Genomic DNA, 23,768 nt, shown 5'->3' on the forward strand with positions numbered 1-23,768 from the left:
CGATGCTTTCTGCACCTGCGCGAAAATTTGTTTACAGGTATACCATGGTATCAGTTCATTTGTTTACAAAAAAATTGTTACATCTGAACCATTTGTTGCGGAATTTTCTGACCCAACGTCATAATGCCCACAGCCTGTAAAAAGGCACACGGCATGTGCGGGGAGGCCATGTCGTCATTTCCAAACGGGAGGATATTCATGTCCAAATCGAACTTCACCCGTCGTGGGCTTCTCAAGACGGGTGCCGTGACCGGCGCCGGCCTTGCGATGCCGACGATCTTCACCTCCGGCGCGATGGCGTTCACCAACGAGCCGACCGGTGACACCGTGACCTTCGGCTTCAACGTGCCGCAGACCGGCCCCTACGCAGAAGAAGGCCTCGACGAACTGCGCGCGCAGGAACTCGCCATCCAGCACATCAACGGCGAAGGCGACGGCGGCATGCTGAACACCTTCTCGTCGAAGGCGCTCGACGGGACCGGCATCTTGGGCAAGAAAGCGGCCTTCGTGACCGGCGACACCCAGACCAAGTCGGACGCCGCGCGCGCCTCGGCCAAGTCGATGATCGAAAAAGACGGCGTCGTGATGATCAACGGCGGTTCGTCCTCGGGCGTGGCCGTGGCCGTTCAGGGCCTCTGCCAGGAAGCCGGCATCATCTTCATGGCGGGTCTGACCCACTCCAACGACACCACCGGCAAGGACCGCAAGGCCAACGGTTTCCGTCACTTCTTCAACGCCTACATGTCGGGCGCCGCTCTGGCTCCGGTGCTGAAGAACGCCTACGGTACCGACCGTCGCGCCTATCACCTGACCGCCGACTACACCTGGGGCTGGACCCAGCAGGAGTCGATCCAGAACGCCACCGAGGCGCTGGGTTGGGAAACCGTCAACAACGTGATGACGCCTGTCGGCGCGGGCGACTTCTCGTCCTACATCACGCCGGTTCTGAACTCGGGCGCGGACGTGCTCATCCTGAACCACTACGGCGGAGACATGGTGAACTCGCTCACCCAGTCGATCCAGTTCGGCCTGCGCGACGCGCAAGCCAACGGCAAGAACTTCGAAATCGTGGTTCCGCTCTACTCCGAACTGATGGCCGCCGGTGCCGGCGAGAACATCAAGGGCGTGTACGGTTCGATGAACTGGAACTGGCAGCTGACAGACGCGGGCACGCAGGCCTTCGTCAAGTCGTTCGGTGAAAAGTACGGCCGTCCGCCGTCGGGTTCGGCGCACACCTGCTACGTGCAGACGCTGCTCTATGCCGACGCCGTGACCCGTGCCGGTTCGTTCAACCCCTGCGCCGTGGCCGAAGCCCTCGAAGGTTTCGAATTCGACGGCATGGGCAACGGCCCGACGCTCTACCGCGCCGAAGACCACCAGTGCTTCAAGGACGTGCTGGTCATGAAAGGCGCCGAGAACCCGACCACCGAGTACGACACCCTCGAAATCGTGGAAGTCACGCCGGTCGATCAGGTCATGTACGAGCCGAACCACCCGATGTTCGGTGGCGACGAAGCCTCGCTCGGCGAGTGCAACGACGGCGCGTAATCGTCAGACCCTTCGTAGGGCGGGGACATCCCCGCCCTACACTCATGCGCAGGCAGTGGGCGGCAAGACCCGCGCCGCGTTCGTTTCACACACCCTTATGCAGCACCGGTGGGGACAATGGACGCCATCATTCTTCAAATTCTGAACGGGCTCGACAAGGGCTCGGCCTATGCGCTGATCGCCCTCGGGCTCACGCTCATCTTCGGCACGCTCGGCGTCGTGAACTTCGCCCACGGTGCCCTGTTCATGATCGGCGCCTTCGTCGCCGTCACGCTTCAGCGGATCTTCAACCTGTCGTTCGAACAGATCGACCCGACGAAAAAGGACTTCCTGGGCAACCCGCTCAAGGTCGAGGTTCCTTACGTCGAGGCCTGGTTCGGCGCCGATGTCGGTGACTGGCTGATCGACTGGTCGGTGCCGCTGGCCATCATCTTCGCCATTCCCGTCATGCTGCTCGTCGGCTTCGTCATGGAACGCGGCCTCATCAAGCACTTCTACAAGCGCCCGCATGCCGACCAGATCCTCGTGACCTTCGGCCTTGCCATCGTGCTTCAGGAGCTCATCAAGTACTTCTTCGGCGCCAACCCGATCCAGACCGGGGCACCGGATGCCTTCTCCGGGTCGATGGATTTCGGCGTGTTGCTCGGCTTCGACCCGAACGTCATCATCTATCCCTACTGGCGTCTGGTCTACTTCCTCTTCGCCGCCATCGTGATCGGCGCGGTGTTCTCGTTCCTCCAGTTCACCACCTTCGGGATGGTCGTGCGGGCCGGTATGGCCGACCGCGAGACGGTGGGGCTTCTGGGCATCAACATCGACAAACGCTTCACGCTGATGTTCGGCCTCGCCGCCGCGGTCGCGGGCATGGCGGGGGTGATGTACACGCCCATTCTGGCACCGAACTATCACATGGGGATGGACTTCCTCGTGCTCTCCTTCGTCGTGGTCGTCGTCGGCGGCATGGGCAGCTTGCCCGGCGCCGTCGCCGCGGGGTTCCTGCTGGGTGTCCTGCAAAGCTTCGCTTCGATGAACGAAATCAAGTCGCTCATTCCCGGCATCGACCAGGTCATCATCTACCTCGTCGCCATCATCATTCTGCTCACCCGTCCGCGGGGCCTCATGGGCCGTGCCGGCGTGATGGAGGAATAAGACCATGAAAATGCTCGGTCTGTCACAACGAGACACCACCTTCCTGCTGATCGTCGTCTTCCTGACGCTGGTCACGCCGATCCTGCTCCAGCCGTTTCCCGAAGGCTCCGGCATGGCCACGTTCAACGCGGGCTACCCGGACCTGATGCAGCGGTTCGCGATCTTCGGCATCTTCGCCATCGGCTTCAACATCCTCTTCGGCCTTACCGGCTACCTCTCGTTCGGCCACGCGGCCTTTCTGGGTGTCGGCTCCTACTCGGTCGTGTGGATGTACAAGCTTCTGGGCTACAACGTGGTCCCCGGCATCCTGCTGGCGGTGATCGTCTCGGCCCTCTTCGCCCTGCTCATCGGCTACGTGTCGCTGCGCCGCTCGGGGATCTACTTCTCGATCCTCACGCTCGCCTTCGCGCAGATGAGCTACAACCTCGCCTATTCGGTGCTGACGCCGCTGACCAACGGTGAAACCGGCCTTCAGGTCTATACCAACGATCCGCAGGTCCTGATGGGCGAGAACAGCCCGACCTCGCCGCACTTCTTCGGCATCGTCATGAACGAAAGCGCGAAGCTCAATGTCGGCGGGTGGGAGTTCACCTTCAACAACGGCTACTACTTCTGCGCCATCGTCGCGATCCTCGTCTTCTACCTGTCGCTCCGCATCTTCCGGTCGCCCTTCGGCCTGATGCTGCGCGCGATCAAGACGAACCAGACGCGCCTGAACTACACCGGCCTCAACTCGCGCCCCTACACCCTTGCCGCTTTCGTGATCTCGGGCATGTATGCCGGGCTCGCCGGTGCGCTCATGGCCTCGATGGACCCGCTTGCGGGCGCCGAGCGGATGCAGTGGACCGCCAGCGGCGAAGTCGTGCTGATGACCATCCTCGGCGGGGCCGGCACCCTGATGGGTCCGATCCTCGGCGCAGGCTTCATCAAATACTTCGAGAACATCTTCTCGAAGATCAACGACAACATGCTGCACCAGTGGTTCGCGTGGATGCCGGACGGGATCGAAGATTTCCTCATCGGCCTCAGCCACTTCTTCGTCGGCAAATCCTGGCACCTGACGCTCGGCCTGCTCTTCATGCTCGTCGTCATCTTCCTGCCCGGTGGCCTTGTCGAAGGTGGCCAGCGCATCGCCAAGGCCGTCCGCAACCGTCGCTCCAAGGGCGACGGGGCGGAAGCCCAGACGCAGCCCGCGGAATAAGGAGAAACTCCAATGGGTATCCTTGAAGTCAAGAACGTGGGCAAACGCTTCGGCGGTCTGCAAGCCCTCTCGGACGTGAACCTCTCGGTTCAGGAAAACACGGTGCACGCCATTATCGGGCCAAACGGCGCGGGCAAGTCCACCCTGCTCAACTGCTTCGTGGGCAAGCTGATCCCCGACACCGGATCGGTCATGTTCAACGGCCAGTCGGTGCTGGGTCTCAAGCCGCACCAGATCAACCAGATGGGCATTTCCCGCGTGTTCCAGACGCCCGAGATCTTCGGCGACCTGACCGTGATGGAAAACGTCATGATCTCGTGCTTCGCCAAGCGTGACGGCGCGTTCCGCATGCACCCGTTCGAAACCGTGGCGCATGAGCGCGATATCGTCGAACAGGCCGAGCAGATGCTCACCGACGTGAACATGATCGACAAGCGTCACATGCACGCGGCCTCGATGTCGCGCGGCGACAAACGGCGGCTCGAGATGGCGATGTGTCTGGCGCAGGAACCCCGGCTTCTGCTGCTCGACGAACCGACGGCGGGCATGGCGCGCGCCGACACCAACAACACCATCGACCTCCTCAAGGAGATCAAGGAAAAACGGGACATCACCATGGCGATCATCGAGCACGACATGCACGTCGTCTTCTCGCTCGCCGAACGGATCACGGTGCTGGCCCAAGGCACGCCGCTGGTCGAGGATACGCCCGAGAACATCAAGGGCCATCCGAAGGTGAAAGAAGCCTATCTCGGTGAGGCCGCGTAAGGGGGATGAAGGACATGAACGAACAAGTCGTCGGAGAGGCCAAGCGCCGCGAGCCCGTGGATCATTCGAACAACGCCAACCACGCCAGCACGGCCCCGGCCTTCTTTTCCTGCTGGGACATTCACGCCTATTATGGCGAGAGCTACATCGTCCAAGGCGTGACCTTCAACGTCCACGAAGGCGAAATCCTCGCCCTTCTGGGCCGCAACGGCGCCGGCAAGACCTCGACGCTGCGGGCGCTGGCGCGCACCGGCAGCCCGATGGTCACGCAGGGTGAAATCTGGCTCGACCACAAGCCGCTGCACCAGATGAAAAGCCACGAGGCGGCGCAGAACGGCCTCGCCCTCGTGCCCGAAGATCGTCGCATCATTCAGGGTCTGACGGTGGAAGAAAACCTGCAACTGGCCCAGATCGCACCGCCGATCGGCTGGTCGCTGGAACGCGTCTACGAACTGTTCCCGCGCCTCGGCGAACGCCGCAAGCAGGAAGGCACCACGCTTTCGGGAGGCGAACAGCAGATGCTCGCCATCGCCCGGGCGCTGGTGCGCGATATCAAACTTCTGCTGCTTGACGAGCCCTACGAAGGTCTCGCCCCCGTCATCGTCGACGAGATCGAGAAGACCTTGAATGTCATCAAGGCGCAGGGCATCACGACCGTGCTGGTGGAACAGAACGCGGTTCGGGCGCTGGAACTCGCCGACCGTGCCGTGATCCTCGACACCGGCACCGTGGTCTTCGACGGCACCGCGAAAGAGGTGCTCGACAACGAAGCTCTGCGTCACGAATACCTGGCCATCTGAGCCGGACCCGCGACGCGCCGGGAGGGGCGCTTCGCACCCGCCAGATCACGGGCGCCTGTTCCGGGCGCCCGTTCCAAGAACACGACCGGCAGGAGGAGGACCGACCATGTCCGACAAGACCTACGCCCCATCCGATGACTTCGTAAAGAACGCCAATGTCGATGCGGCGAAGTATGACGAGATGTATGCCGCATCGGTGAACGACCCCGACGCTTTCTGGGGCGAACACATGAAGCGGCTCGACTGGATCAAGACGCCGACCAAGATCAAGAACACCTCGTTCGATTACCACAACGTCTCGATCAAGTGGTTCGAAGACGGCGAGATCAACGTGGCGGCGAACTGCGTCGACCGGCACCTTGCCACCCGCGGCGACCAGACCGCGATCATCTGGGAAAGCGACGATCCGAACGTCGACAAGCACATCACCTACAACGAGTTGTCCGAGCAGGTGAACAAGCTCGCCAACGTCTACAAGTCGCTGGGCGTCGGCAAGGGCGACCGGGTCGTGCTTTACATGCCGATGATCCCCGAAGCCGCCTATGCCATGCTGGCCTGCGCGCGCATCGGTGCGATCCATTCCATCGTCTTCGCGGGCTTCTCGCCCGAGGCGCTGGCCGCCCGCGTGTCCGGCTGTGACGCCAAGCTCATCGTGACCGCCGATCAGGCCCCGCGCGGGGGCCGCGCCACGCCGCTCAAGGCGAATGTCGACAAGGCGCGCGAGCATTGCGGCGAGGTTCAGACCCTCGTGGTCGAGCGCACGGGCGCCGATGTCGGCCTCAAGGACGGGCTGGATCACTCCTACAACGCGCTGATGGCGAACGCCTCGGCCGATTGCCCGCCGGAGCCGATGAACGCCGAAGATCCGCTGTTCATCCTTTACACCTCCGGCTCGACCGGCGCGCCCAAGGGCGTCGTCCACACGACCGGCGGCTACCTGCTTTATGCCGCGCTCACGCACGAGGTGACGTTCGACTACCACGACGGCGACATCTACTGGTGCACGGCGGACGTGGGCTGGGTCACGGGCCACAGCTACATCGTCTATGGCCCGCTCGCCAACGGCGCGACGACGCTGATGTTCGAGGGCGTGCCGACCTACCCGGATGCGGGCCGGTTCTGGGCCGTGTGCGAAAAGCACAAGGTGAACCAGTTCTACACCGCCCCGACCGCGATCCGTGCGCTCATGGGTCAGGGGACCGAGTGGGTGACGAAATACGACCTGTCCGACCTCAAGGTGCTGGGCACCGTGGGCGAGCCGATCAACCCGGAAGCCTGGAACTGGTACAACGACGTCGTCGGCAAGGGGAACTGCCCCATCGTCGATACGTGGTGGCAGACCGAAACCGGGGGCCACATGATGACCCCCCTGCCCGGCGCCCATGCGACCAAACCGGGCGCGGCGATGAAGCCGTTCTTCGGGGTGCAGCCCGTGGTGCTCGACCCGCAGGCCGGGACCGAGATCGCCGAGTCCCCCTGCGAGGGCGTGCTTTGCATCGCCGATAGCTGGCCGGGCCAGATGCGCACGGTCTACGGCGACCACGAGCGGTTCGTGAAGACCTATTTCTCGGATTACAAGGGCTACTACTTCGCCGGTGACGGCTGCCGCCGCGACGCCGATGGCGACTACTGGATCACGGGCCGGGTGGATGACGTCATCAACGTCTCTGGTCACCGGATGGGCACTGCCGAGGTCGAAAGCGCCCTCGTCGCCCATGCCAAGGTGGCCGAGGCCGCCGTCGTCGGCTTCCCGCACGAGATCAAGGGGCAAGGCATCTACTGCTATGTCACCCTGATGGAAGGCGAGGAATACACCGACGATCTCAAGACCGAGCTGCGCAACTGGGTCCGGACCGAGATCGGCCCCATCGCTTCGCCGGATTACATCCAGTGGGCGCCGGGGCTGCCGAAGACCCGCTCCGGCAAGATCATGCGGCGCATCCTGCGCAAGATCGCCGAGAACGACTACGGCGCGCTTGGCGACACCTCGACGCTGGCCGACCCTTCGGTGGTGGACGAGCTGATCGCGAACCGCAAGCCGGACTGACCCTCTCCCCGAGCGCCCCGCGTTCTGCGGGGTCTCACCTTCAGGCCGACGCTTCGCGCGTCGGCCTTTTTTCGTCTGTGACATCCCCCAAGGCACCCCGCCGTTGCTCGCGACAAACTCACAACCATTTGAAAAAATTCGATTTCTAAGTGACTAATCGCAAATCTTTTTCAGGCCGGAACAAATCTCGCAACCATCGCATTGGAGTGACAAGGCGCGTGAGCGCGCCACGACAACTAGGAGATTTGAATATGAAACCGCTGAACAAGACCCTGATGACGTCTGCTGCCGCGCTCGTCCTCGTGGCCGGCTCGGCCTTTGCGCAGGACGTTTCGACCGACACCGAAGTGACCGGTGACGTGGCGACCGAAGGCACGACCATGAACTCCGACACCTCGACCTCCACCGACATGGAGGCGACCGGTGACGACATGACCGCCGACGCCGAGATGGACACCGAGACCGAGCTGGAATCGGACATCGAGACCGCCGCTGAAGAGACCGGCGAAGCGATCGAAAACACGGCGGAAGACGTGGCCGATGCGGCCGAGAACACCGCTGAGGACATCGAGCAAGGCGCCGAAGAACTGGCCGCCGACGCCGAGAACGCCGCCGAAGAAGCCGGCGACGAGATGGAAGAAATGGCGGCTGACGCCGAAGCCGAAGTCGATGGCGAAATCGACGGCGAAATGTCGGCCGATGCCAGCGCCATGGACTCCGACCTCGAAGCCGCTGCTGACGTCGAGATTTCCTCGCTCATCGGCGTGAACGTCGTGTCGCAGGACGGCAACGACGTCGGCGAAGTCGACAACTTCTACATGCTCGACAACAAGGTCTGGGCCGTCATCGGTATCGGTGGGTTCCTGGGCATCGGCGAACATGACGTCGCCATCGACCTCGAGCACCTCGCGGTGAACGAAACCTCCGACGAAGGTGAAGTCACCGAATTCATGATCACCGGCTACACCGAAGCCGATCTTGAAGCGATGGAAGAATTCGACAGCGAAACCGCCACAGTCATCGACTCCACGTCGAGCCTGCGCGCCGCTTCGGGTTCGTAAGACCAAGACCACTCGCGGGCGTCATTCCGACGCCACCGACCGGCGCATGGCCTCATGCGCCGGTCATTTTATTTCGCGACCCCGGGCCAACCGGACGTAAGGTTGCTCATTTCTTGACCGAATGGTAAGAATCGTGTAATATTGAGAGGTGTCGGATCACTTAAGTGTTTCGACACTCATTTCAGGACCCTTTTGCTTTAGAGTGCACGCCCCCGACCCGTCTGACGGATCGGGGGTTTTCATGTCGCGATGGCGACCCACAACAGTGCGGCCCCCCACAGGGCGAAGCCAACCGCGCTCATCGTCAGGGTCGGCCCCACCGTCTTGGGGGTCTTGAGCGTCAGCTCCGGCACGGCGATCAGCGATGCCCCCTTGGCCACGGCGGCAACACCGAGGAGCGACACGAGGATCGCGCCAAGGCCGTTCCACTGCCAGTGATTGACCAGGATCACCATCCCGACGACGAAATGCACGGCACCGGACAGGTTCAGAAGCACCGGGTCGGCCTTGGCATTGCCAAGCACCATGCGCTCATAAAACCCGCGCGACACGAGGAAGCCGATCGCGGTGACGATCAGATACGGCCCGGCGATCAAGGCGATGGTCTGGGTCACTGGCCCACGTCCCGCTTCGCGATCATCAACTCGACCCGGCGCAGTTCGCGCAGGATACGATCCGCCTGAATCTGCGGCATGAGGCTGAGTTTCAGAACGGTCGCCATGAGGGCCAGCACCGCGGCCGTGATGCCCCATTTCACCGCCGTCAGCACATCGGTCGCGCCGTAGAAGCGAAAGCCGCACCAGACCGCGAAGCCGAACATCGTGGTCTGAACGATCATCACGACCCATGTGATCCAGCCCAACTTGCCCCGGAACGTGCCGAGGGCGAGCGCGAACCAGCCGCGTTCCGCCGTCGCCTCGGCAATGGCGCGATCCTCTTCGGACAGCGCCTCTTCGATCATCCGATCAATCTTGTTCATCATCCTCTCCTTCCAAGAGATCGCGCAGCTTGCGCCGCGCATGCATGAGGCGGGTCTTCACGGTCCCCACGGGCACGTCGAGTGCCGTGGCGACCTCGCCCACCGACAGGTCTTCGAGGTAGAATAACGCGACGGTCGCCGCCTGATCGCGGGGGAGCGCGGCAATCGCCGCCCGCACCTTGGCCGCGTCCGACGCGACGGGTCCGGCCTCGTCCACCGACAGATCGGTTTCCGACGCCACCGCCGCCTCCAACGCCCGGCCCCGCTGGCGCCGCCGGATCTCACGCGCGACACGGCGGGTGACGATCCTGAGCGCCCAAGGCAGGAACGCGTGGTCGTCGCGCAGGGTGCGAAGCCCCCGCAGGATTTCCACCCACGCCTCCTGCACCACGTCGCGCGCAACCTCCCGGTCGCCCAGAAGCCGCACGGCATGAGCCATGAGCCGCCCACCGCGAAGCTCGACCAGCCGCGACAGCGCGCGGGTGTCCCCGGCACGGGCCGAGGCGACGAGATACGCCTCGAGCGCCCGGATACGGGTGTCCATCGCCGCTATTCTCCTTTCATGGGAGAGAGTGCGACGGGCACCCGTTTCGGTTCAATGAAATCGTTATTGCGCGGTCCAGCCGCCATCCACCGGGATCGTGACGCCGGTCAGGTTATGGGCCGCGTCCGAACACAGGAACACGGCGAGCGCGCCAAGGTCCGAGGTCTGCGTCATGCGCAGCGACGGCTGTTTTTCCGACAGAAGGTCCGCAATGCCTTCGTCCCGGTCGCCACCGTGAAGATCGGCCCGCGCCTGTATCTGGCTTTCGATCAGGGCGGTTTCGGTGAAGCCCGGTCCGATGCAGTTCACGGTCACGCCGCCCTTTTTCGGGTCACCCTTCGAGGCGTATTCCAGCGCCACCACCTTGGACAGCCCCACCAGCCCGTGCTTGGCCGCGACGTAGGGCGTCTTTTCCTTGGACGCGACCAGCCCGTGAACCGAGGCGATGTTCACGACACGGCCATAGCCCCGTTCGGCCATCTTCGGCAGCGCCGCCTTCATCGTGTGGAAGCAGGCCGACAGCATGATCGCGATGATCGCGTCCCATTTCTCGTCCGGCATATCCTCGATCGGGGCGGTGTGCTGAATGCCCGCGTTGTTCACGAGGATGTCGATCGGCCCCCAGCCTTCGACCTCTTCCATCAGGTCGCGCACGTTCTGCGCCTTGGACACGTCGGAGCCGAAGAACTTCACCTCCGGCGATCCGGCGGCCTGCACCTGCTTCACGGCCTCGTCGGCGGCCTTGTCGCCCGGCAGCGAATGGAGCGCGACGCGCGCCCCGGCGCGGGCCAGTTCCAGCGCGATGCCCAGCCCGATCCCGCTGGTCGATCCGGTGATAAGCGCCGTTTTTCCGTTCAGTGAAGTCATCAAGTCATCTCCTTCAGCCGCTCCCGCAGCTCGGTTTTCAGAACCTTGCCATAGTTGTTTTTCGGCAAGTCATCGGTGAAAAAATACGCCTTGGGCCGCTTGAAACGCGCGATTTGTGCAAGGACATGCGCGTCGAGCGCCGCCTCGTCCACGCCCGTCGCGACGACGAAGGCGACCACGTCCTCCCCCCATTCCGCGCTCGGCCTGCCGATCACCGACACCTCGCGCACGGCGGGGTGGGTGAGCAGCGCCTCCTCGACCTCGCGGGGATAGATATTGGTCCCGCCCGAGATAATGACATCCTTCGAGCGGTCTTTCATCGTCAGATACCCGTCCGCGTCGAGAGTGCCCATGTCCCCGGTCATCAGCCAGCCGTTTCGGATCGTTTTCGCGGTGGCCTCGGGATTACGCCAGTAGCCCGGCATCACCACCTGCCCCCGCACCATAATCTCGCCCGTGTCGCCAGGTGCAACCGGGCTTCCCTCCGCGTCGCCGATGGCCACCTCGACCACCGATTGCGCTCGGCCGACACTGGCAAGGCGTTCGCGCCAGCGTGGGTGCGTGCGGTCCATCACCTCGTCGCGCGACAGGGCCGTGATCCCCATCGGACATTCCCCCTGCCCGTAGATCTGCACGAACTTGGGTCCGAACCAGTCGACCGCCTCGACGATATCCGACACGTACATCGGCCCGCCGCCGTAGACGATCGTCTTGATCCCCTCGGCGCGGTCCCCCGCCGCGCTGGCCGCATCGGTGATCCGCCGGACCATCGTCGGCGCCATGAACATGTGAAGCGGTCCCATCCGTTGCGCCGCATCAAGCAATTCCGCCGGCTCGAATCCGCCCGAGGCCGGACAGATGTGACGCGCCCCCTTGAGCACGTGAACCAGCGCGTAAAGCCCTGCGCCGTGGCTCATCGGTGCCATGTAGAACGCCCCGTCTTCCACCGACACCTCGTCCACATCGGCGAGATAGGACAGCGAGACGACCTGTAGGATCTCATGGGTGAGCACGACGCCCTTGGGCCTGCCCGTCGTGCCGGAGGTGTAGAACAGCCACGCAAGGTCGTCGCCCGCGCGCGGCTCGATGGCACGTGGCGCATGCACGGCCATCGCCGACAGATCGTCCATCGCGATGATCGGCACGGCGGTCGCCTCGGCCAGCCCTTGGGCCAGCCCGTCGGTCGCGAACACCGCCCGTGCCCCGGAATCGTCGAGGATATAGGCTGCCTCGCGCGGGTGGAGCTTTGCATTGATCGGAACCGCCGCCGCCCCCGCGACCCAGATGCCGTAAAGCGCGATCAGGTATTCCGGCACGTTCTTCATGAAGATCGCCACCCGGTCACCGGGCGCGATCCCCCGCTCGGTCAGCGCCGCGCCCACGCCAACAGCCCGGTCGCGAAAGGCCGCGTAGTCGGCCACGCAGGTCTCGCCCGTGAACAACGCCGGCCGGTCGCCATGCACCGCCGCGACCCGCTCCAACCACAATGCCAGGTTCATATCCTCGTCCTCCCGACGGCAGAGCCTATGCGTCCACCGCGCCACGCGCCAGTCCGTAAAGTCCCGTAGTCGTTGATCATCTGGTCAAATCCATGCAATCTATCCTTCCGGCCGGGACCACGGAGACATCGATGAACCAAGCCAAGCCTGTCACGCGCATCCAGCGCAGGAACCGCGAAACCATTCGCGAGGCTGCTCTCGACGTGTTCTCGCAGCATGGATTCCGGGGGGCGACGCTGGATCAGATCGCGCAGGCGGCGGGGCTGTCGAAGCCCAATCTGCTGTATTATTTCCCGTCGAAAGAGGCGATCCACGGCGAGTTGCTCTCTCACCTCATGACCGACTGGCTGGAGCCGCTGCGCGCGCTCGACGAGGCCGGAGATCCGGTCGAGGAAATCCTCGCCTATGCGCTGCGAAAGCTCGACATGGCGCAGGAACTGCCGCGCGAAAGCCGCCTGTTCGCGAACGAGATCGTGCAGGGAGCGCCGCGTATCATGGACATGATTACGGGCGAGCTGAAAGAGCTGGTGGACGAAAAGGCCAAGGTCATCCGGGCGTGGTCCGACGCCGGACGACTTGCATCCGTCGACCCCCACCACCTGATCTTCTCGATCTGGGCGACGACGCAGCATTATGCCGATTTCGACATTCAGGTGCGCGGCATCCTGCAGACCGGCAACTCGGACCATTTCGACGATGCACGCCGTTTTCTGACGCATCTCTACCGCTCCGCCCTGACTCCGACGCGTTAACCAACAGTTAACCACCCACGCCGGATTCTGTGGACAAGGACAGCTGGCAGGCAAAGTATGCGAAGACGCATACGGTGGGGGCACCGTAGTCGGAGCATGGAAATGGAGATTTCCGGACCAGCCCCCTTGGGCGCAAAAGCCGCATTCGCGATGCCGGTGCATGACGTGCGCCCGGTGGCCATCCACAAGATCGACGCGAAGCCGACCCTGTCGGACGCGCGGTCGGAGGCACGCGATCACCCGGAGCAGGACAGTCAGGCCAGCGCATCGCGCGACATCATCGCACTAAGGCGCGCTGTCGCGCAGGGACAGCGGCCCGCCGGACCGCCCCCGTCGTTCGAGGTGAGCCTGCTCGAAGTCGAAAGCGATCTGAAACAGAAACTCGCCCGGATGGAGGCCGAACGGTCGCAGGAACGCGATTCCCCCGCCGTGCAGGGGCAGGCCGAAGCCGAAACACCGCCCGCCGCTGATGAGCCCGCCGGTGCTGACGAGACCGAAGCGGTGCGCGACGACACGGCCGACTGACCCAAGAGCGCCTTTTGCGGCCCGTCGCCACCCGCGCGTCGGCCCCTGTTTCGTGCCGCCTATTCCGACCAAAACGCATGGGGGTGCTTTTCTCCCCCCGCCTGCCGTCCTATAAGCAGGAGTGATATGCCCCCGCGACAGATGGGGGAACCAGGCTCGAGGACGGTATGACCAAGAATTCCCATGATAGCGACGTGGCCTTCATTCAGGCCCTTGCCGAGCTTCTGCGTGAGAACGACCTCACCGAACTCGAAGTGAAACGCGAATACGGCGAGGCCGACCGGCTCAACGTCCGCGTGGCCCGTGGTGGACAAGTCGTGACGCAGTACGCGGCAGCCCCCGCGCCGGCCCCGGCCCCCGCCGCCCATGCACCCGCAGCCCCCGCAGCCGCGCCCGCCCCGTCGTCGGGTGGCGAGGACGACCCGGCCAAGCATCCCGGTGCCGTCACCTCGCCGATGGTCGGCACCGCCTATCTCTCGCCCGAACCCGGTGCGGCCGCCTTCGTCAAGGTCGGCGACAAGGTGGCCGAGGGGGACACGGTTCTCATCGTAGAGGCGATGAAAACCATGAACCAGATCCCCGCCCCGCGCGCGGGCACGGTCAAACGCATTCTGGTCGAGGACGGGTCGCCCGTGGAATACGGCGCGCCCCTGATGATCCTCGAGTAAGGGTTTCGGATGTTCGACAAGATCCTGATCGCCAACCGGGGCGAAATCGCCCTTCGCGTCATTCGCGCGGCCCGCGAGATGGGGATTGCCACCGTGGCGGTCCACTCCACCGCTGACGCCGACGCGATGCACGTGCGCATGGCCGATGAAAGCGTCTGTATCGGCCCGGCTTCCGGCAGCCAGAGCTACCTGCATATCCCCGCGATCATCGCGGCCTGCGAAGTCACCGGCGCGCAGGCGATCCATCCGGGCTACGGCTTTTTGTCCGAGAACGCGAACTTCGTGCAGATCGTCGAGGATCACGACCTGACCTTCATCGGTCCCTCCGCCGCGCATATCCGCATGATGGGCGACAAGATCACGGCCAAGGAAACCGCCGAAAAACTCGGCATCCCGGTCGTCCCCGGCTCCGCTGGCGGCGTGCCCGACATCGAGACCGCCCGCAAGGTGGCAGCCGAGATGGGCTACCCGGTCATCATCAAGGCGACCGCCGGTGGCGGTGGCCGCGGCATGAAGGTCGCGGAGTCCGAGGCCAAGCTGGAACACGCCTTCCGCACCGCCCGGTCAGAGGCCAAGGCGGCCTTCGGCAACGACGAAGTCTATATGGAGAAGTATCTCCAGAAGCCCCGTCATATCGAGGTGCAGGTCTTCGGCGATGGCAAGGGCGGCGGCGTCCATCTGGGCGAGCGGGACTGTTCGCTCCAGCGCCGCCATCAGAAGGTCTTCGAAGAGGCCCCCGGCCCCGCGATCAGCCCCGAAGAGCGGGCGCGCATCGGCGGCATCTGCGCCGACGCCATCGCCGAGATGGGCTATGCCGGGGCGGGCACCATCGAGTTTCTCTACGAAGACGGCGAGTTCTATTTCATCGAGATGAACACGCGGCTTCAGGTGGAGCATCCGGTGACCGAAGGCATCTTCGGCGTCGACCTCGTGCGCGAGCAGATCCGCGTCGCCGAGGGTCTGGGCCTGTCCTTCACGCAGGACGATCTTCAGATCAACGGCCACGCCATCGAGATCCGCATCAATGCCGAGAAGCTGCCCAATTTCTCGCCCAGCCCCGGCAAGATCACCCAGTATCACGCCCCCGGCGGTCTGGGTGTGCGCATGGATTCGGCGCTTTACGACGGCTATTCCATTCCGCCCTATTACGACAGCCTGATCGGCAAGCTCATCGTCCACGGCCGCGACAGGCCCGAGGCGCTGGCGCGGCTGGCCCGCGCGCTTGGCGAGCTGGTGATCGACGGGATCGAAACGACGATTCCGCTGTTCCACGCGCTCCTGGGCGAGGAAGACATCCTCACCGGCAACTACGACATCCACTGGCTGGAGCACTGGCTGGCGGAGAACATGAGCTGACGGAATGGCCGGTCCCAGGGACAGGCTGACACCCGAAATTCTCCTGCACGCATATGCTTCGGGCATCTTTCCCATGGCCGAAGACGCGGGCGACGATACCGTGTTCTGGGTCGACCCCCGGTTCAGAGGCATTCTGCCTCTGGACAGGTTCCGCCTGTCCCGCTCGCTTGCCCGAACGATCCGCAAAGCGCCGTTCCGGGCCTCGCTCGACGAGGCTTTCGAGGGTGTGGTCGAGGGTTGCGCGGACCGTGAGACCACCTGGATCAACCCCACGATCTTCGACGGCTACCGCAAACTGCACGCCATGGGCCGGGCCCATTCCATCGAGTTGTGGGAGGGCGAGGCGCTTGTCGGTGGGGTCTACGGTGTCACGCTGGGCCGGGCGTTTTTCGGCGAGTCGATGTTCTCACGCCGCCGGGACGCGTCGAAGATCGCTCTGGCGACGCTGGTGGTGCACCTCGCCCAGACCGGCTTCACCCTGTTCGACACGCAGTTCATCACCAAGCATCTGGCCACGCTCGGCGGCATCGAAGTGCCGCGGGCCCGCTATCACGCCATGCTCGATGCCGCGCTTTCGGACGGTGAAGCCGACATCCTGTCGCGCCCCCTGCCCGACCCTCACTCGGTGGTGCAGTTCATCACCCAGACGTCGAAGCGCGAGTGATCCAGCGCCGACAGCGCGGGGGACGAGGCGATCATCCAACCGTCGAACAGCGGCTCTTCGTCGTTTCCGTTGCGGATGACCAGATGGGCGAACGCGTCGCCCTGCGGGTTGTCGTTGGGATAGCGGCATTCGGCCATCGTCACCTGTAGCCAGCCCAGTTCGCCGGTCTCGCCGGTGGCGAGGTTCAGGTCGATGGAGGTGCCCGCAAGCTTGTCGAGCCCACGCAGAACCGCGCCGGTGCCCTGCGTCACTTCCGGGCCCTCCTGCACGGTCGTAACCGTGTCCCCCTCGCCCTCGCGCAGGGGTGCGTTGGGGTCGATGGGGTTGCCATATTCGTCGAACGGCACGTCCTCTTCGAACACCTGATCCTCGGGCGTGTCGATGGGCGGTTCGCCTTCGATCACGTCGAGCGGTTCGAATTGCCCGTCATCCTGAGCAAGCGTCGGGGCCGCGGCTATCAGCACTGCGGCAACAAGGGCCAAGGTCAGGCGCATCACTGCCTCCCAAGCTGGTCGATGATGAAATCCATGAGGTTCATGTCGGGCGCCGCCGTGCGGAACCGCCCGCCGGTCGAGAGCGGGAAGGCGGAATTGCCCGGAATGATCTCGACGTAATTGCCGCCGAGCAGCCCTTCGGAGGACACGACGGCAAGGCTGTCTTCGGGAAAGGCGAATTTCGGGTCCACGGTCAATTCGGTCTCGGCGGAAAAGGTTTCGGGGTTGAGGGCGAGCCAGCTGACCCGGCCCACCTTGACGCCCGCGACGCGCACGTCCGAGCCCACGTTGATGCCCTTGGCCGATACCAGCGACACGCGATAGTTCTGGGTCGCATCGCCCGCGCCGAACCAGCCGATCGCACCGCCCGCGTAGATCAGGAACCCGATCGCCACGGCCACAACGACGCCGCCGGTGACGGTTTCGGCAATCTCGCTGCGGCTTATCATGCGTGATCCCCCAGACCCCGCGCGGGGCGGCTCATTCCGGCTGCCACGCCTCGTAGTCGGACCGTTCCACGGGCTTTTCACGACGGATGGACCCGGCGGGCACATAGGCCATCGCGGTGCCGGTCATGTTGTCCACGTGCGGCTTTTCCCAATCCTTGTGGGCCAGCGGGCTGTTCGCCGGGTTGTCGTCGAAGGTACGGTGCAGCCAGCCGTGCCAGTCGGCGGAAATGCGGCTCGCCTCGGGTTCGCCCGCGTAGCAGACCCAGCGTTTGCTGTCGTCCTTGTTGCGGTAGAACTCGTTTCCTTGCGCGTCTTCGCCCACCTTCACGCCTTTGCGCCAGGTGTAGAGACGGGTGCCGAGTGTTTCTTCGTGCCACCAGGTCAGAAGGGACAGGATGAACCGCATGGGATGCCTCCGATATTGCCTTTCCCGTATGGCTCAAACACCCGGGAAGGTCCAGCCCGATTGGCCGCTCTGGGCCGAAGGTCGCCAAGCGGACGCCGCTGGACCGTTTCGTTCAATTTTCGCGACAATGCCATCATTTGGGCAAGATTGTCGCGCAAGTTTTTCCCGCATTTTATCTGTATTTTTAAGGAGACCCCAATGTTCGAGTTTCACAATCTGGGTGCCCTGACCGCAGGTGCGGTTCTCATCGGCGCCTTCCAGCTCGGCGGAACCGGGCTGAACACCGGCGATATTCAGATTTCGGGGGCCAGAGTGGTCACCGTATCGGCGCGCCACATGACCGACGACACCATGCAGGCCTACGCCGACCTCGGCGCCTTTTCGCAGGAAACCGACGGCGAAGCTTCGGCCTATGAAAAGGTGATGGTGGCATGGGATCGGCTGGCGGACGGCGTGACGGATCGCGCCCGGACGATCCTCGTCTCGCTTACCGACTGACCCGCGCGACCGCTTCGATCTCGATCTTCATCTCGGGGTTCATCAGCCGGGCCTCGATCATCGTCGCGGCGGGTCGCGCGGTCGCGAAGGCCTTGGACAAAACCGGCCAGCAGGCTTCGAAATCGTTACCGTCGGGCAGGATGTATTTCACTTGCACGACATCGTCGAGGCTCCCTCCGGCCTCGGCCAGCGCCTTGCCGATGGTCGCCAGCGCGTTGGCGGCCTGCTGCGCCACGTCGGCGGGCATCTCCATCGTGGCGTAGTCGTAGCCGGTCGTCCCCGAGACGAAGACCCAGCCGTCCACCGCAACCGCGCGGGAATAGCCGATCTGCGCTTCGAAGGGCGAGCCGGAAGTGATGTGTTTGCGGTCCATGTTCTCTCCCACGAAAAAGGCCACCCGGCTTCGGGTGGCCCTGAAAACTCTCGGTTCGGCGATCCTCAGCCTGCGCTGGCGCCTTCCTTGCGGTCCTCGGCATAGATGATGAGCGGCTTGGCGTCGGTGTTCGCCGCCTCTTCGTTCACCACGACCTCGTCCACACCTTCGAGCGCCGGAAGATCGAACATCGTGTCGAGCAGGATGTCCTCCATGATCGACCGCAGGCCGCGTGCGCCGGTCTTGCGCTGAATGGCCTTCTTCGAAATCGCCAGCAGCGCGTCGTCGGTGAAGGTCAGCTTGGCATCCTCAATCTCGAACAGGCGCTGGTATTGCTTGACCAGCGCGTTCTTCGGCTGCGTCAGGATCGTGACCAGCGCGTCCTCATCAAGGTCTTCCAGCGTCGCGATCACCGGCAGACGACCGACGAATTCAGGGATCAGGCCGAATTTCAGCAGATCCTCGGGTTCGAGTTCCTGGAACACTTCGCCGATCTTGCGGGCCTGCTCGTCCTTGACGTCGGCACCGAAGCCGATGGCCGAGCCTTTGCCGCGCTGCGCGATGATCCGGTCGAGACCGGCGAAAGCGCCGCCGCAGATGAACAGGATGTTCGTCGTGTCCACTTGCAGGAATTCCTGCTGCGGATGCTTGCGGCCGCCCTGCGGCGGAACGCTGGCAACCGTGCCTTCCATGATCTTCAGAAGCGCCTGCTGCACGCCTTCGCCCGACACGTCGCGGGTTATGGACGGGTTGTCGGACTTGCGCGTGATCTTGTCGACCTCGTCGATATAGACGATGCCACGCTGCGCCCGCTCGACATTGTATTCCGACGCCTGAAGCAGTTTCAGGATGATGTTCTCGACATCCTCGCCCACGTAACCCGCTTCGGTCAGCGTGGTCGCATCGGCCATGGTGAAGGGCACGTCGAGGATACGGGCGAGCGTCTGCGCGAGCAGCGTCTTGCCGCAGCCCGTGGGGCCGATCAGCAGAATGTTGGACTTCGCCAGTTCGATCTCGTCGCCATGCTTGGCGGCGTGATTGAGGCGTTTGTAATGGTTGTGCACCGCGACCGAGAGCACGCGCTTCGCGTGGGACTGACCGATGACGTAGTCGTCCAGAACTCCGCAGATTTCCTGCGGCGTCGGCACACCGTCGGTCGATTTCAGCCCGGACCCCTTGGTTTCCTCGCGGATGATATCCATGCAGAGCTCGACGCATTCATCGCAGATGAACACCGTCGGACCCGCGATCAGCTTTCGCACCTCATGCTGGCTCTTTCCGCAGAACGAGCAGTAGAGGGTGTTCTTGCTGTCACCACCGGAGGAATTGTTCGCCATATCGCCTTTCGGGGGCCGATGCCCCGCTCCTCATTGCCCCATAATTAGGGCCGTTCCATCCTGGTTTGCCCAAGTCTAGGGCAGCGTCCCTGCCCCCGCAATGCGATTCTGGTCACGGTCGCGGGGGCGAAACAATCCTATTCCGGCGCGTCGCCGCGCGATTCCAGGATCTCGTCGATCAGGCCCCAGTCCTTCGCCTGCTCGGGGTCCATGAAATTGTCACGCTCAAGCGCGTCCACCACGGCCTTGAGCTTCTGGCCGGTGTGCTTGACGTAGATCGAATTCAGGCGGTCCTTGAGCTTCTGGGTCTCCTGCGCGTGGATCATGATGTCCGTCGCCTGACCCTGATAGCCGCCCGAGGGCTGGTGCACCATGATCCGGCTGTTGGGCAGCGAAAAGCGCATCCCCGGCGCGCCTGCGGTCAGCAGAAGCGACCCCATGGACGCCGCCTGACCGATCACGAGGGTCGACACCTTGGGCCGGATGTATTGCATCGTGTCGTAGATCGAGAGACCCGATGTCACCACGCCGCCGGGCGAGTTGATATACATCGCGATCTCTTTCGACGGGTTCTCGGCCTCGAGGAACAGAAGCTGCGCGCAGATCAGCGACGACATGCCGTCGTGCACCGGTCCATTGAGGAAAATGATCCGCTCCTTCAGCAGGCGCGAGAAGATGTCATAGGCCCGTTCGCCCCGGCTGGTCTGTTCCACGACCATCGGTACGAGGGTGTTCATATAGGTATCAATGGGGTCTTTCATGGTCGCCTGCCTCTGACTGTTCCCTGGGCCGGACGGCCCGTTCGTGCGAGCCGGACGGCTCGTCTACAAGAGCCTAGTCATGGTTCCGGGGGGCTTCAAGGCCCCCCGCCCCATGGTGAACGGCATGCGTCAGAAAGGTTAAGAAACCGTTGCGATCAACTCGGCGCGAGGCCCCGCATCCGCTCAGACCGGCGGCGCAGAAGCTCGACGGTGGTGAGCAGCGCGATGGAAATCACGACAAGGATCGTGGCGACGGCAAGGATGGTCGGGCTGATCTGCTCGCGCAGACCGATGAACATCTGCCATGGCAACGTCTTCTGTTGCGCGGACCCGACGAAGAGCACCACGACCACCTCGTCGAACGAGGTGATGAAGGCGAACAGGCCGCCCGAGATCACGCCCGGCAGGATGAGCGGCATCTGGATGCGCAGGAACGTGGTCACCGGGTCCGCCCCGAGGTTGGCCGAGGCCCGCGTCAATGACCGGTCGAAACCCACGAGCGTCGCGGTCACCGTGATGATGACGAAGGGGATACCGAGTGCTGCATGGGCCAGCACGACCCCCAGATAGGTGCCCTGAAGGTTCACGCGGCTGTAGAAGAAATACATCCCGGCGGCCGAGATGATGAGCGGCACGATCATCGGGCTGATGAGGATCGCCATGATCGCCCGGCGGAACGGGACGTGCGGCTGGCTCAGACCGATGGCCGCCAGCGTCCCGAACCCGACCGCGAGGATCGTCGCCATCGGCGCGATCTTGAGCGAGTTCCACATGGCGCTTTGCCAGTCCGAGTTGGTGAAGAAGTCCTGATAGTGTTTCAGGCTGTAGCCTTCGGGGCTGAGAGACAGCATCTCGGGCGTGAAGGTGAAGAAGTTCTCGGCGTTGAACGACAGCGGAATGATCGTGAGGATCGGCGCGATCAAGAAGAAGAAGATGAAGCCGCAGATGAACAGATAGGTGTTGTGCCACAGCGTCTGACCGGCGGTGGCGTAGATCGGCACGCCGTCCCGGTAATGCCCGCGCCCGATCCAGTAGGCGACCCAGCTCATCACGGCGCCGACGATGGCGCCTGCGGCGGCCCCGCCCCATTTTCCGAGGACGAAGCCCAGCACGGCGGTCAGCCCGATCACCACCCAGCGCCCGGCCGTCCGGTTCGGCACAAAGCTGTTCAGGATGAACCCAAGCGCGCCGCCGTAGATCAGGCCGAGGATGAAGCCCATCAGGCCCGCGTCGTTGGTGTTGCCCGCGAGAAAGCCGAAGAAGCCCCCGAAGACAGCCACCACCGGGACGGTGAAGCCCCACATGGGCGGCTCGCCCTTGTCCAGGATCAGCTCGTCGCCGGTGTCGTTCACAGTCGCGTCCGTCATGGTTTACCCCAGCTTCACGTTGTCGATGCCCACGATCCGGTCATAGGCCCAGTAAAGGATGAGCACCGCGGCAAGAAGGATGGTCCCGAGCGCCGCCGCCAGACCCCAGTTGAGGCTGGACGAGATGTGATAGGCGATCCGGTTCGAGATGAAGATACCCGTCGTGCCGCCGACCAGCGCGGGGGTGATGTAGTAGCCGATGGCGAGGATGAAGACGAGGATCGACCCCGCCCCGATCCCGGGCACCGACTGCGGGAAATAGACCCGGCGGAAGGCGGTCACGTTGGTCGCGCCAAGGCTTTTCGCCGCCCGCACGAAACTGGGCGGAATGGTCGCCATCACCGAATAGAGCGGCAGGATCATGAACGGCAGCAGGATGTGCGTCATCGCGATGATCGTGCCCAACTGGTTGTTTATCATCACCAGTCGCCCGGCTTCGTTGATCAGCCCGGACCAGACGAGCACGTCGTTGATGACGCCTTGTTGTTGCAGCAGCACTTTCCAGGCCGATGTCCGCACTAGGAGCGAGGTCCAGAACGGGAGGAGCACGAGGATCATCAGAAGCGACGACACGCGCATCGGCAGGTTGGCGAGCAGGAACGCCACCGGATACCCCAGAAGGATCGTCGCTACGGTGATGGTCAGCGACATCCAGACCGTGCGCCAGAACAGCTTGAGGTAGATGGCCTGATCGTCCGGCTGCGCCTCGACCCCTTCCGGGTTCAGTTGCAGATCGACGGCGGTCAGGAAATAGCCGGGCGTATAGGTGGGCGAGTAGACCTTGATGGTCTGCATCACATCTGCGCTGCCCCAGTCTTCGTCGATGTCGAGGAAGGCTTGCTTGTAGTTCACGGCTTCGAATTCCGCGACCGCCTCTTTCGCCGCCTGCAACTCTTCCGACCCGAACCCGGTGTATCCGTCGATCGCGGCATCCCCGGTGAGGTCGTGATAGAGCATGGCGTGAACCAGTGGCCAGACATTCTCGGACGCCGGATTGTCCTCGTCCTCGGTCTGGGTGAATTCGGCAAAAGCCAGATAGGCTTCGGTCGTCAGCGGGAGCCGGTCCTCCATCCCCTCTTTCAGCACGAAATCGGGGCCGGGACCGTCCTCGGTGGCCGAAGCTTCGGCGAACCAGTCGGGATCGCCCATGAGTTCGGCCCAGAAGATTTCTTCGGTCCAGTTCTCGTTCAGATCGTCGAACTGATCCTCATAGATTTCGGCGATGTCCTCGACCTCGCGGCCAGATTGCCGGAAGATCGACGAAATCCCCGTCGTCTCGTAGTTGAGCCGCGAGCCGAGCCGGGTGTGGATCTTCTTTTCCGAGGCCACGAACATATCGCGAAACAGCGCGAAATAGACCTCTTCCCCCGGCACGGGTTCTGCATCGGCGTCCCACTCGTCCATCGCTTCGACGGTCCGCGGCAGGGTTTCCGCGACGATCCCGTTCTCGACCGAGCGGAACAGCATGTCCGCGATCGGCGCGATGAAGGCCACGAGGATAAAGATCAGAAGCGGCGCGATCAGCATCAGGGCGCGCAATTTCTGCCGACGCAGGGCCCGGTTGAGGCTCGCCTTCAGCGGCCGCCCGTCGGCGGCTAGCATCGGGCCGGAAGTCTCGGTCGCGTCGCTCATGATCTTTGTCCTTGGCGTTTGGG

General features: G+C 63.6%; 26 protein-coding genes. 13 read left to right on the plus strand and 13 right to left on the minus strand.

Going from position 1 to position 23,768, the window contains the following annotated elements:
* Window positions 1-198 precede the first annotated feature (198 nt).
* The 7 genes from FCT00_RS13745 to FCT00_RS13775 all read left to right on the plus strand — a co-directional run bounded on the left by FCT00_RS13745 (window position 199) and on the right by FCT00_RS13775 (window position 8,574).
* Complete coding sequence (locus FCT00_RS13745; protein WP_008330296.1) at window positions 199-1,548, plus strand: substrate-binding protein; 1,350 nt, start codon at window positions 199-201, stop codon at window positions 1,546-1,548.
* Window positions 1,549-1,665: 117 nt separating this feature from the next.
* A complete protein-coding gene (locus tag FCT00_RS13750; protein WP_008330297.1) occupies window positions 1,666-2,697 on the plus strand; it encodes a branched-chain amino acid ABC transporter permease in 1,032 nt (343 codons plus the stop codon).
* 10 nt (window positions 2,698-2,707) lie between these two features.
* Window positions 2,708-3,898 (plus strand): branched-chain amino acid ABC transporter permease, encoded by a 1,191-nt coding sequence (locus FCT00_RS13755; protein WP_040885552.1) that lies wholly within the window; start codon window positions 2,708-2,710, stop codon window positions 3,896-3,898.
* 12 nt (window positions 3,899-3,910) lie between these two features.
* A complete protein-coding gene (locus tag FCT00_RS13760; RefSeq protein ID WP_008330299.1) occupies window positions 3,911-4,666 on the plus strand; it encodes an ABC transporter ATP-binding protein in 756 nt (251 codons plus the stop codon).
* A gap of 14 nt (window positions 4,667-4,680) precedes the next feature.
* Window positions 4,681-5,466, plus strand: coding sequence for an ABC transporter ATP-binding protein (locus FCT00_RS13765; protein WP_050772029.1), 786 nt, complete (start codon window positions 4,681-4,683; stop codon window positions 5,464-5,466).
* A 106-nt stretch (window positions 5,467-5,572) separates the two neighbouring features.
* On the plus strand, window positions 5,573-7,513 hold the full coding sequence (gene acs / locus FCT00_RS13770) for an acetate--CoA ligase (RefSeq protein WP_008330301.1): 1,941 nt from the start codon (window positions 5,573-5,575) through the stop codon (window positions 7,511-7,513).
* Between the two features lie 251 nt (window positions 7,514-7,764).
* Complete coding sequence (locus FCT00_RS13775) at window positions 7,765-8,574, plus strand: PRC-barrel domain-containing protein (protein ID WP_138423469.1); 810 nt, start codon at window positions 7,765-7,767, stop codon at window positions 8,572-8,574.
* 239 nt (window positions 8,575-8,813) lie between these two features.
* On the opposite strand, the gene FCT00_RS13780 is transcribed toward FCT00_RS13775, so the two are convergent.
* From FCT00_RS13780 to FCT00_RS13800, 5 genes are all read right to left on the minus strand, one after another.
* A complete protein-coding gene (locus FCT00_RS13780; protein WP_138423470.1) occupies window positions 8,814-9,188 on the minus strand; it encodes a hypothetical protein in 375 nt (124 codons plus the stop codon).
* Window positions 9,185-9,553, minus strand: a complete 369-nt coding sequence (locus FCT00_RS13785; RefSeq protein WP_138423471.1) for a DUF6768 family protein — start codon at window positions 9,551-9,553, stop codon at window positions 9,185-9,187. Before FCT00_RS13785 ends, FCT00_RS13780 begins: the two co-directional genes overlap by 4 nt.
* Entirely contained in the window at window positions 9,540-10,097 is a 558-nt protein-coding gene (locus tag FCT00_RS13790; RefSeq protein WP_138423472.1) for an RNA polymerase sigma factor, read from the minus strand. Before FCT00_RS13790 ends, FCT00_RS13785 begins: the two co-directional genes overlap by 14 nt.
* A gap of 63 nt (window positions 10,098-10,160) precedes the next feature.
* On the minus strand, window positions 10,161-10,964 hold the full coding sequence (locus FCT00_RS13795) for a 3-hydroxybutyrate dehydrogenase (protein ID WP_138423473.1): 804 nt from the start codon (window positions 10,962-10,964) through the stop codon (window positions 10,161-10,163).
* Complete coding sequence (locus FCT00_RS13800; RefSeq protein WP_138423474.1) at window positions 10,964-12,463, minus strand: AMP-binding protein; 1,500 nt, start codon at window positions 12,461-12,463, stop codon at window positions 10,964-10,966. The genes FCT00_RS13795 and FCT00_RS13800 overlap by 1 nt, the downstream gene beginning before the upstream one ends.
* A 131-nt stretch (window positions 12,464-12,594) precedes the next feature.
* Between FCT00_RS13800 and FCT00_RS13805 the strand changes: the two genes are divergently transcribed.
* The 5 genes from FCT00_RS13805 to aat all read left to right on the plus strand — a co-directional run bounded on the left by FCT00_RS13805 (window position 12,595) and on the right by aat (window position 16,428).
* A complete protein-coding gene (locus FCT00_RS13805) occupies window positions 12,595-13,215 on the plus strand; it encodes a TetR family transcriptional regulator C-terminal domain-containing protein (protein WP_138423475.1) in 621 nt (206 codons plus the stop codon).
* A gap of 102 nt (window positions 13,216-13,317) precedes the next feature.
* Window positions 13,318-13,740, plus strand: a complete 423-nt coding sequence (locus FCT00_RS13810; protein ID WP_138423476.1) for a hypothetical protein — start codon at window positions 13,318-13,320, stop codon at window positions 13,738-13,740.
* A gap of 167 nt (window positions 13,741-13,907) precedes the next feature.
* A complete protein-coding gene (accB, locus tag FCT00_RS13815; RefSeq protein ID WP_138423477.1) occupies window positions 13,908-14,408 on the plus strand; it encodes an acetyl-CoA carboxylase biotin carboxyl carrier protein in 501 nt (166 codons plus the stop codon).
* 9 nt (window positions 14,409-14,417) lie between these two features.
* The gene (gene accC / locus FCT00_RS13820) at window positions 14,418-15,764 is read left to right on the plus strand and encodes an acetyl-CoA carboxylase biotin carboxylase subunit (protein ID WP_138423478.1); all 1,347 of its coding nucleotides are present in this window, start codon (window positions 14,418-14,420) and stop codon (window positions 15,762-15,764) included.
* A 4-nt stretch (window positions 15,765-15,768) separates the two neighbouring features.
* Complete coding sequence (aat, locus tag FCT00_RS13825; protein WP_171042994.1) at window positions 15,769-16,428, plus strand: leucyl/phenylalanyl-tRNA--protein transferase; 660 nt, start codon at window positions 15,769-15,771, stop codon at window positions 16,426-16,428.
* Here the strand turns inward: aat and FCT00_RS13830 are convergent.
* The 3 genes from FCT00_RS13830 to FCT00_RS13840 are packed head-to-tail and all read right to left on the minus strand — an operon-like array spanning window position 16,383 to window position 17,777.
* Complete coding sequence (locus FCT00_RS13830) at window positions 16,383-16,922, minus strand: DUF2155 domain-containing protein (protein ID WP_138423479.1); 540 nt, start codon at window positions 16,920-16,922, stop codon at window positions 16,383-16,385. The genes aat and FCT00_RS13830 overlap by 46 nt on opposite strands.
* Window positions 16,922-17,371: an MlaD family protein gene (locus tag FCT00_RS13835; RefSeq protein ID WP_171042995.1), complete on the minus strand. Its 450-nt coding sequence runs from the start codon at window positions 17,369-17,371 to the stop codon at window positions 16,922-16,924. Before FCT00_RS13835 ends, FCT00_RS13830 begins: the two co-directional genes overlap by 1 nt.
* 31 nt (window positions 17,372-17,402) lie before the next feature.
* On the minus strand, window positions 17,403-17,777 hold the full coding sequence (locus tag FCT00_RS13840) for an NADH:ubiquinone oxidoreductase subunit NDUFA12 (RefSeq protein WP_138423481.1): 375 nt from the start codon (window positions 17,775-17,777) through the stop codon (window positions 17,403-17,405).
* Between the two features lie 198 nt (window positions 17,778-17,975).
* On the opposite strand from FCT00_RS13840, the gene FCT00_RS13845 reads away from it, so the two are divergent.
* Window positions 17,976-18,275 carry a hypothetical protein gene (locus FCT00_RS13845; RefSeq protein WP_138423482.1) on the plus strand — a complete coding sequence of 100 codons (300 nt, stop codon included), beginning with the start codon at window positions 17,976-17,978 and terminating at the stop codon, window positions 18,273-18,275.
* Here FCT00_RS13845 and FCT00_RS13850 read toward each other — a convergent pair.
* The 5 genes from FCT00_RS13850 to FCT00_RS13870 form a co-directional block, all read right to left on the minus strand.
* Window positions 18,265-18,648: a RidA family protein gene (locus FCT00_RS13850; protein ID WP_138423483.1), complete on the minus strand. Its 384-nt coding sequence runs from the start codon at window positions 18,646-18,648 to the stop codon at window positions 18,265-18,267. The two genes, FCT00_RS13845 and FCT00_RS13850, sit on opposite strands and share 11 nt — an antisense overlap.
* Window positions 18,649-18,713: 65 nt before the next feature.
* Window positions 18,714-19,985 carry an ATP-dependent Clp protease ATP-binding subunit ClpX gene (gene clpX / locus FCT00_RS13855; RefSeq protein ID WP_008330326.1) on the minus strand — a complete coding sequence of 424 codons (1,272 nt, stop codon included), beginning with the start codon at window positions 19,983-19,985 and terminating at the stop codon, window positions 18,714-18,716.
* Between the two features lie 137 nt (window positions 19,986-20,122).
* Window positions 20,123-20,746 (minus strand): ATP-dependent Clp protease proteolytic subunit, encoded by a 624-nt coding sequence (locus tag FCT00_RS13860; RefSeq protein WP_040884587.1) that lies wholly within the window; start codon window positions 20,744-20,746, stop codon window positions 20,123-20,125.
* 155 nt (window positions 20,747-20,901) lie between these two features.
* Window positions 20,902-22,050 carry an ABC transporter permease gene (locus FCT00_RS13865; RefSeq protein WP_040885556.1) on the minus strand — a complete coding sequence of 383 codons (1,149 nt, stop codon included), beginning with the start codon at window positions 22,048-22,050 and terminating at the stop codon, window positions 20,902-20,904.
* A 66-nt stretch (window positions 22,051-22,116) separates the two neighbouring features.
* A complete protein-coding gene (locus FCT00_RS13870; protein WP_138423484.1) occupies window positions 22,117-23,745 on the minus strand; it encodes an ABC transporter permease in 1,629 nt (542 codons plus the stop codon).
* Between the last annotated feature and the right edge of the window lie 23 nt (window positions 23,746-23,768).

It is taken from the genome of Maritimibacter alexandrii (genome assembly GCF_005871115.1).
Classification (GTDB): Bacteria; Pseudomonadota; Alphaproteobacteria; order Rhodobacterales; family Rhodobacteraceae; genus Maritimibacter; species Maritimibacter alkaliphilus.

Bases quoted from the DNA above. Each gene is read 5' to 3' on its own strand.
- FCT00_RS13745 (WP_008330296.1), top strand. From the start codon at position 199: ATGTCCAAATCGAACTTCACCCGTCGTGGGCTTCTCAAGACGGGTGCC.
- FCT00_RS13750 (WP_008330297.1), top strand. From the start codon at position 1,666: ATGGACGCCATCATTCTTCAAATTCTGAACGGGCTCGACAAGGGCTCG.
- FCT00_RS13755 (WP_040885552.1), top strand. From the start codon at position 2,708: ATGCTCGGTCTGTCACAACGAGACACCACCTTCCTGCTGATCGTCGTC.
- FCT00_RS13760 (WP_008330299.1), top strand. From the start codon at position 3,911: ATGGGTATCCTTGAAGTCAAGAACGTGGGCAAACGCTTCGGCGGTCTG.
- FCT00_RS13765 (WP_050772029.1), top strand. From the start codon at position 4,681: ATGAACGAACAAGTCGTCGGAGAGGCCAAGCGCCGCGAGCCCGTGGAT.
- acs (WP_008330301.1), top strand. From the start codon at position 5,573: ATGTCCGACAAGACCTACGCCCCATCCGATGACTTCGTAAAGAACGCC.
- FCT00_RS13775 (WP_138423469.1), top strand. From the start codon at position 7,765: ATGAAACCGCTGAACAAGACCCTGATGACGTCTGCTGCCGCGCTCGTC.
- FCT00_RS13785 (WP_138423471.1), bottom strand. From the start codon at position 9,553: ATGAACAAGATTGATCGGATGATCGAAGAGGCGCTGTCCGAAGAGGAT.
- FCT00_RS13790 (WP_138423472.1), bottom strand. From the start codon at position 10,097: ATGGACACCCGTATCCGGGCGCTCGAGGCGTATCTCGTCGCCTCGGCC.
- FCT00_RS13795 (WP_138423473.1), bottom strand. From the start codon at position 10,964: ATGACTTCACTGAACGGAAAAACGGCGCTTATCACCGGATCGACCAGC.
- FCT00_RS13800 (WP_138423474.1), bottom strand. From the start codon at position 12,463: ATGAACCTGGCATTGTGGTTGGAGCGGGTCGCGGCGGTGCATGGCGAC.
- FCT00_RS13805 (WP_138423475.1), top strand. From the start codon at position 12,595: ATGAACCAAGCCAAGCCTGTCACGCGCATCCAGCGCAGGAACCGCGAA.
- FCT00_RS13810 (WP_138423476.1), top strand. From the start codon at position 13,318: ATGGAGATTTCCGGACCAGCCCCCTTGGGCGCAAAAGCCGCATTCGCG.
- accB (WP_138423477.1), top strand. From the start codon at position 13,908: ATGACCAAGAATTCCCATGATAGCGACGTGGCCTTCATTCAGGCCCTT.
- accC (WP_138423478.1), top strand. From the start codon at position 14,418: ATGTTCGACAAGATCCTGATCGCCAACCGGGGCGAAATCGCCCTTCGC.
- aat (WP_171042994.1), top strand. From the start codon at position 15,769: ATGGCCGGTCCCAGGGACAGGCTGACACCCGAAATTCTCCTGCACGCA.
- FCT00_RS13830 (WP_138423479.1), bottom strand. From the start codon at position 16,922: ATGCGCCTGACCTTGGCCCTTGTTGCCGCAGTGCTGATAGCCGCGGCC.
- FCT00_RS13835 (WP_171042995.1), bottom strand. From the start codon at position 17,371: ATGATAAGCCGCAGCGAGATTGCCGAAACCGTCACCGGCGGCGTCGTT.
- FCT00_RS13840 (WP_138423481.1), bottom strand. From the start codon at position 17,777: ATGCGGTTCATCCTGTCCCTTCTGACCTGGTGGCACGAAGAAACACTC.
- FCT00_RS13845 (WP_138423482.1), top strand. From the start codon at position 17,976: ATGTTCGAGTTTCACAATCTGGGTGCCCTGACCGCAGGTGCGGTTCTC.
- FCT00_RS13850 (WP_138423483.1), bottom strand. From the start codon at position 18,648: ATGGACCGCAAACACATCACTTCCGGCTCGCCCTTCGAAGCGCAGATC.
- clpX (WP_008330326.1), bottom strand. From the start codon at position 19,985: ATGGCGAACAATTCCTCCGGTGGTGACAGCAAGAACACCCTCTACTGC.
- FCT00_RS13860 (WP_040884587.1), bottom strand. From the start codon at position 20,746: ATGAAAGACCCCATTGATACCTATATGAACACCCTCGTACCGATGGTC.
- FCT00_RS13865 (WP_040885556.1), bottom strand. From the start codon at position 22,050: ATGTGGGGCTTCACCGTCCCGGTGGTGGCTGTCTTCGGGGGCTTCTTC.
- FCT00_RS13870 (WP_138423484.1), bottom strand. From the start codon at position 23,745: ATGAGCGACGCGACCGAGACTTCCGGCCCGATGCTAGCCGCCGACGGG.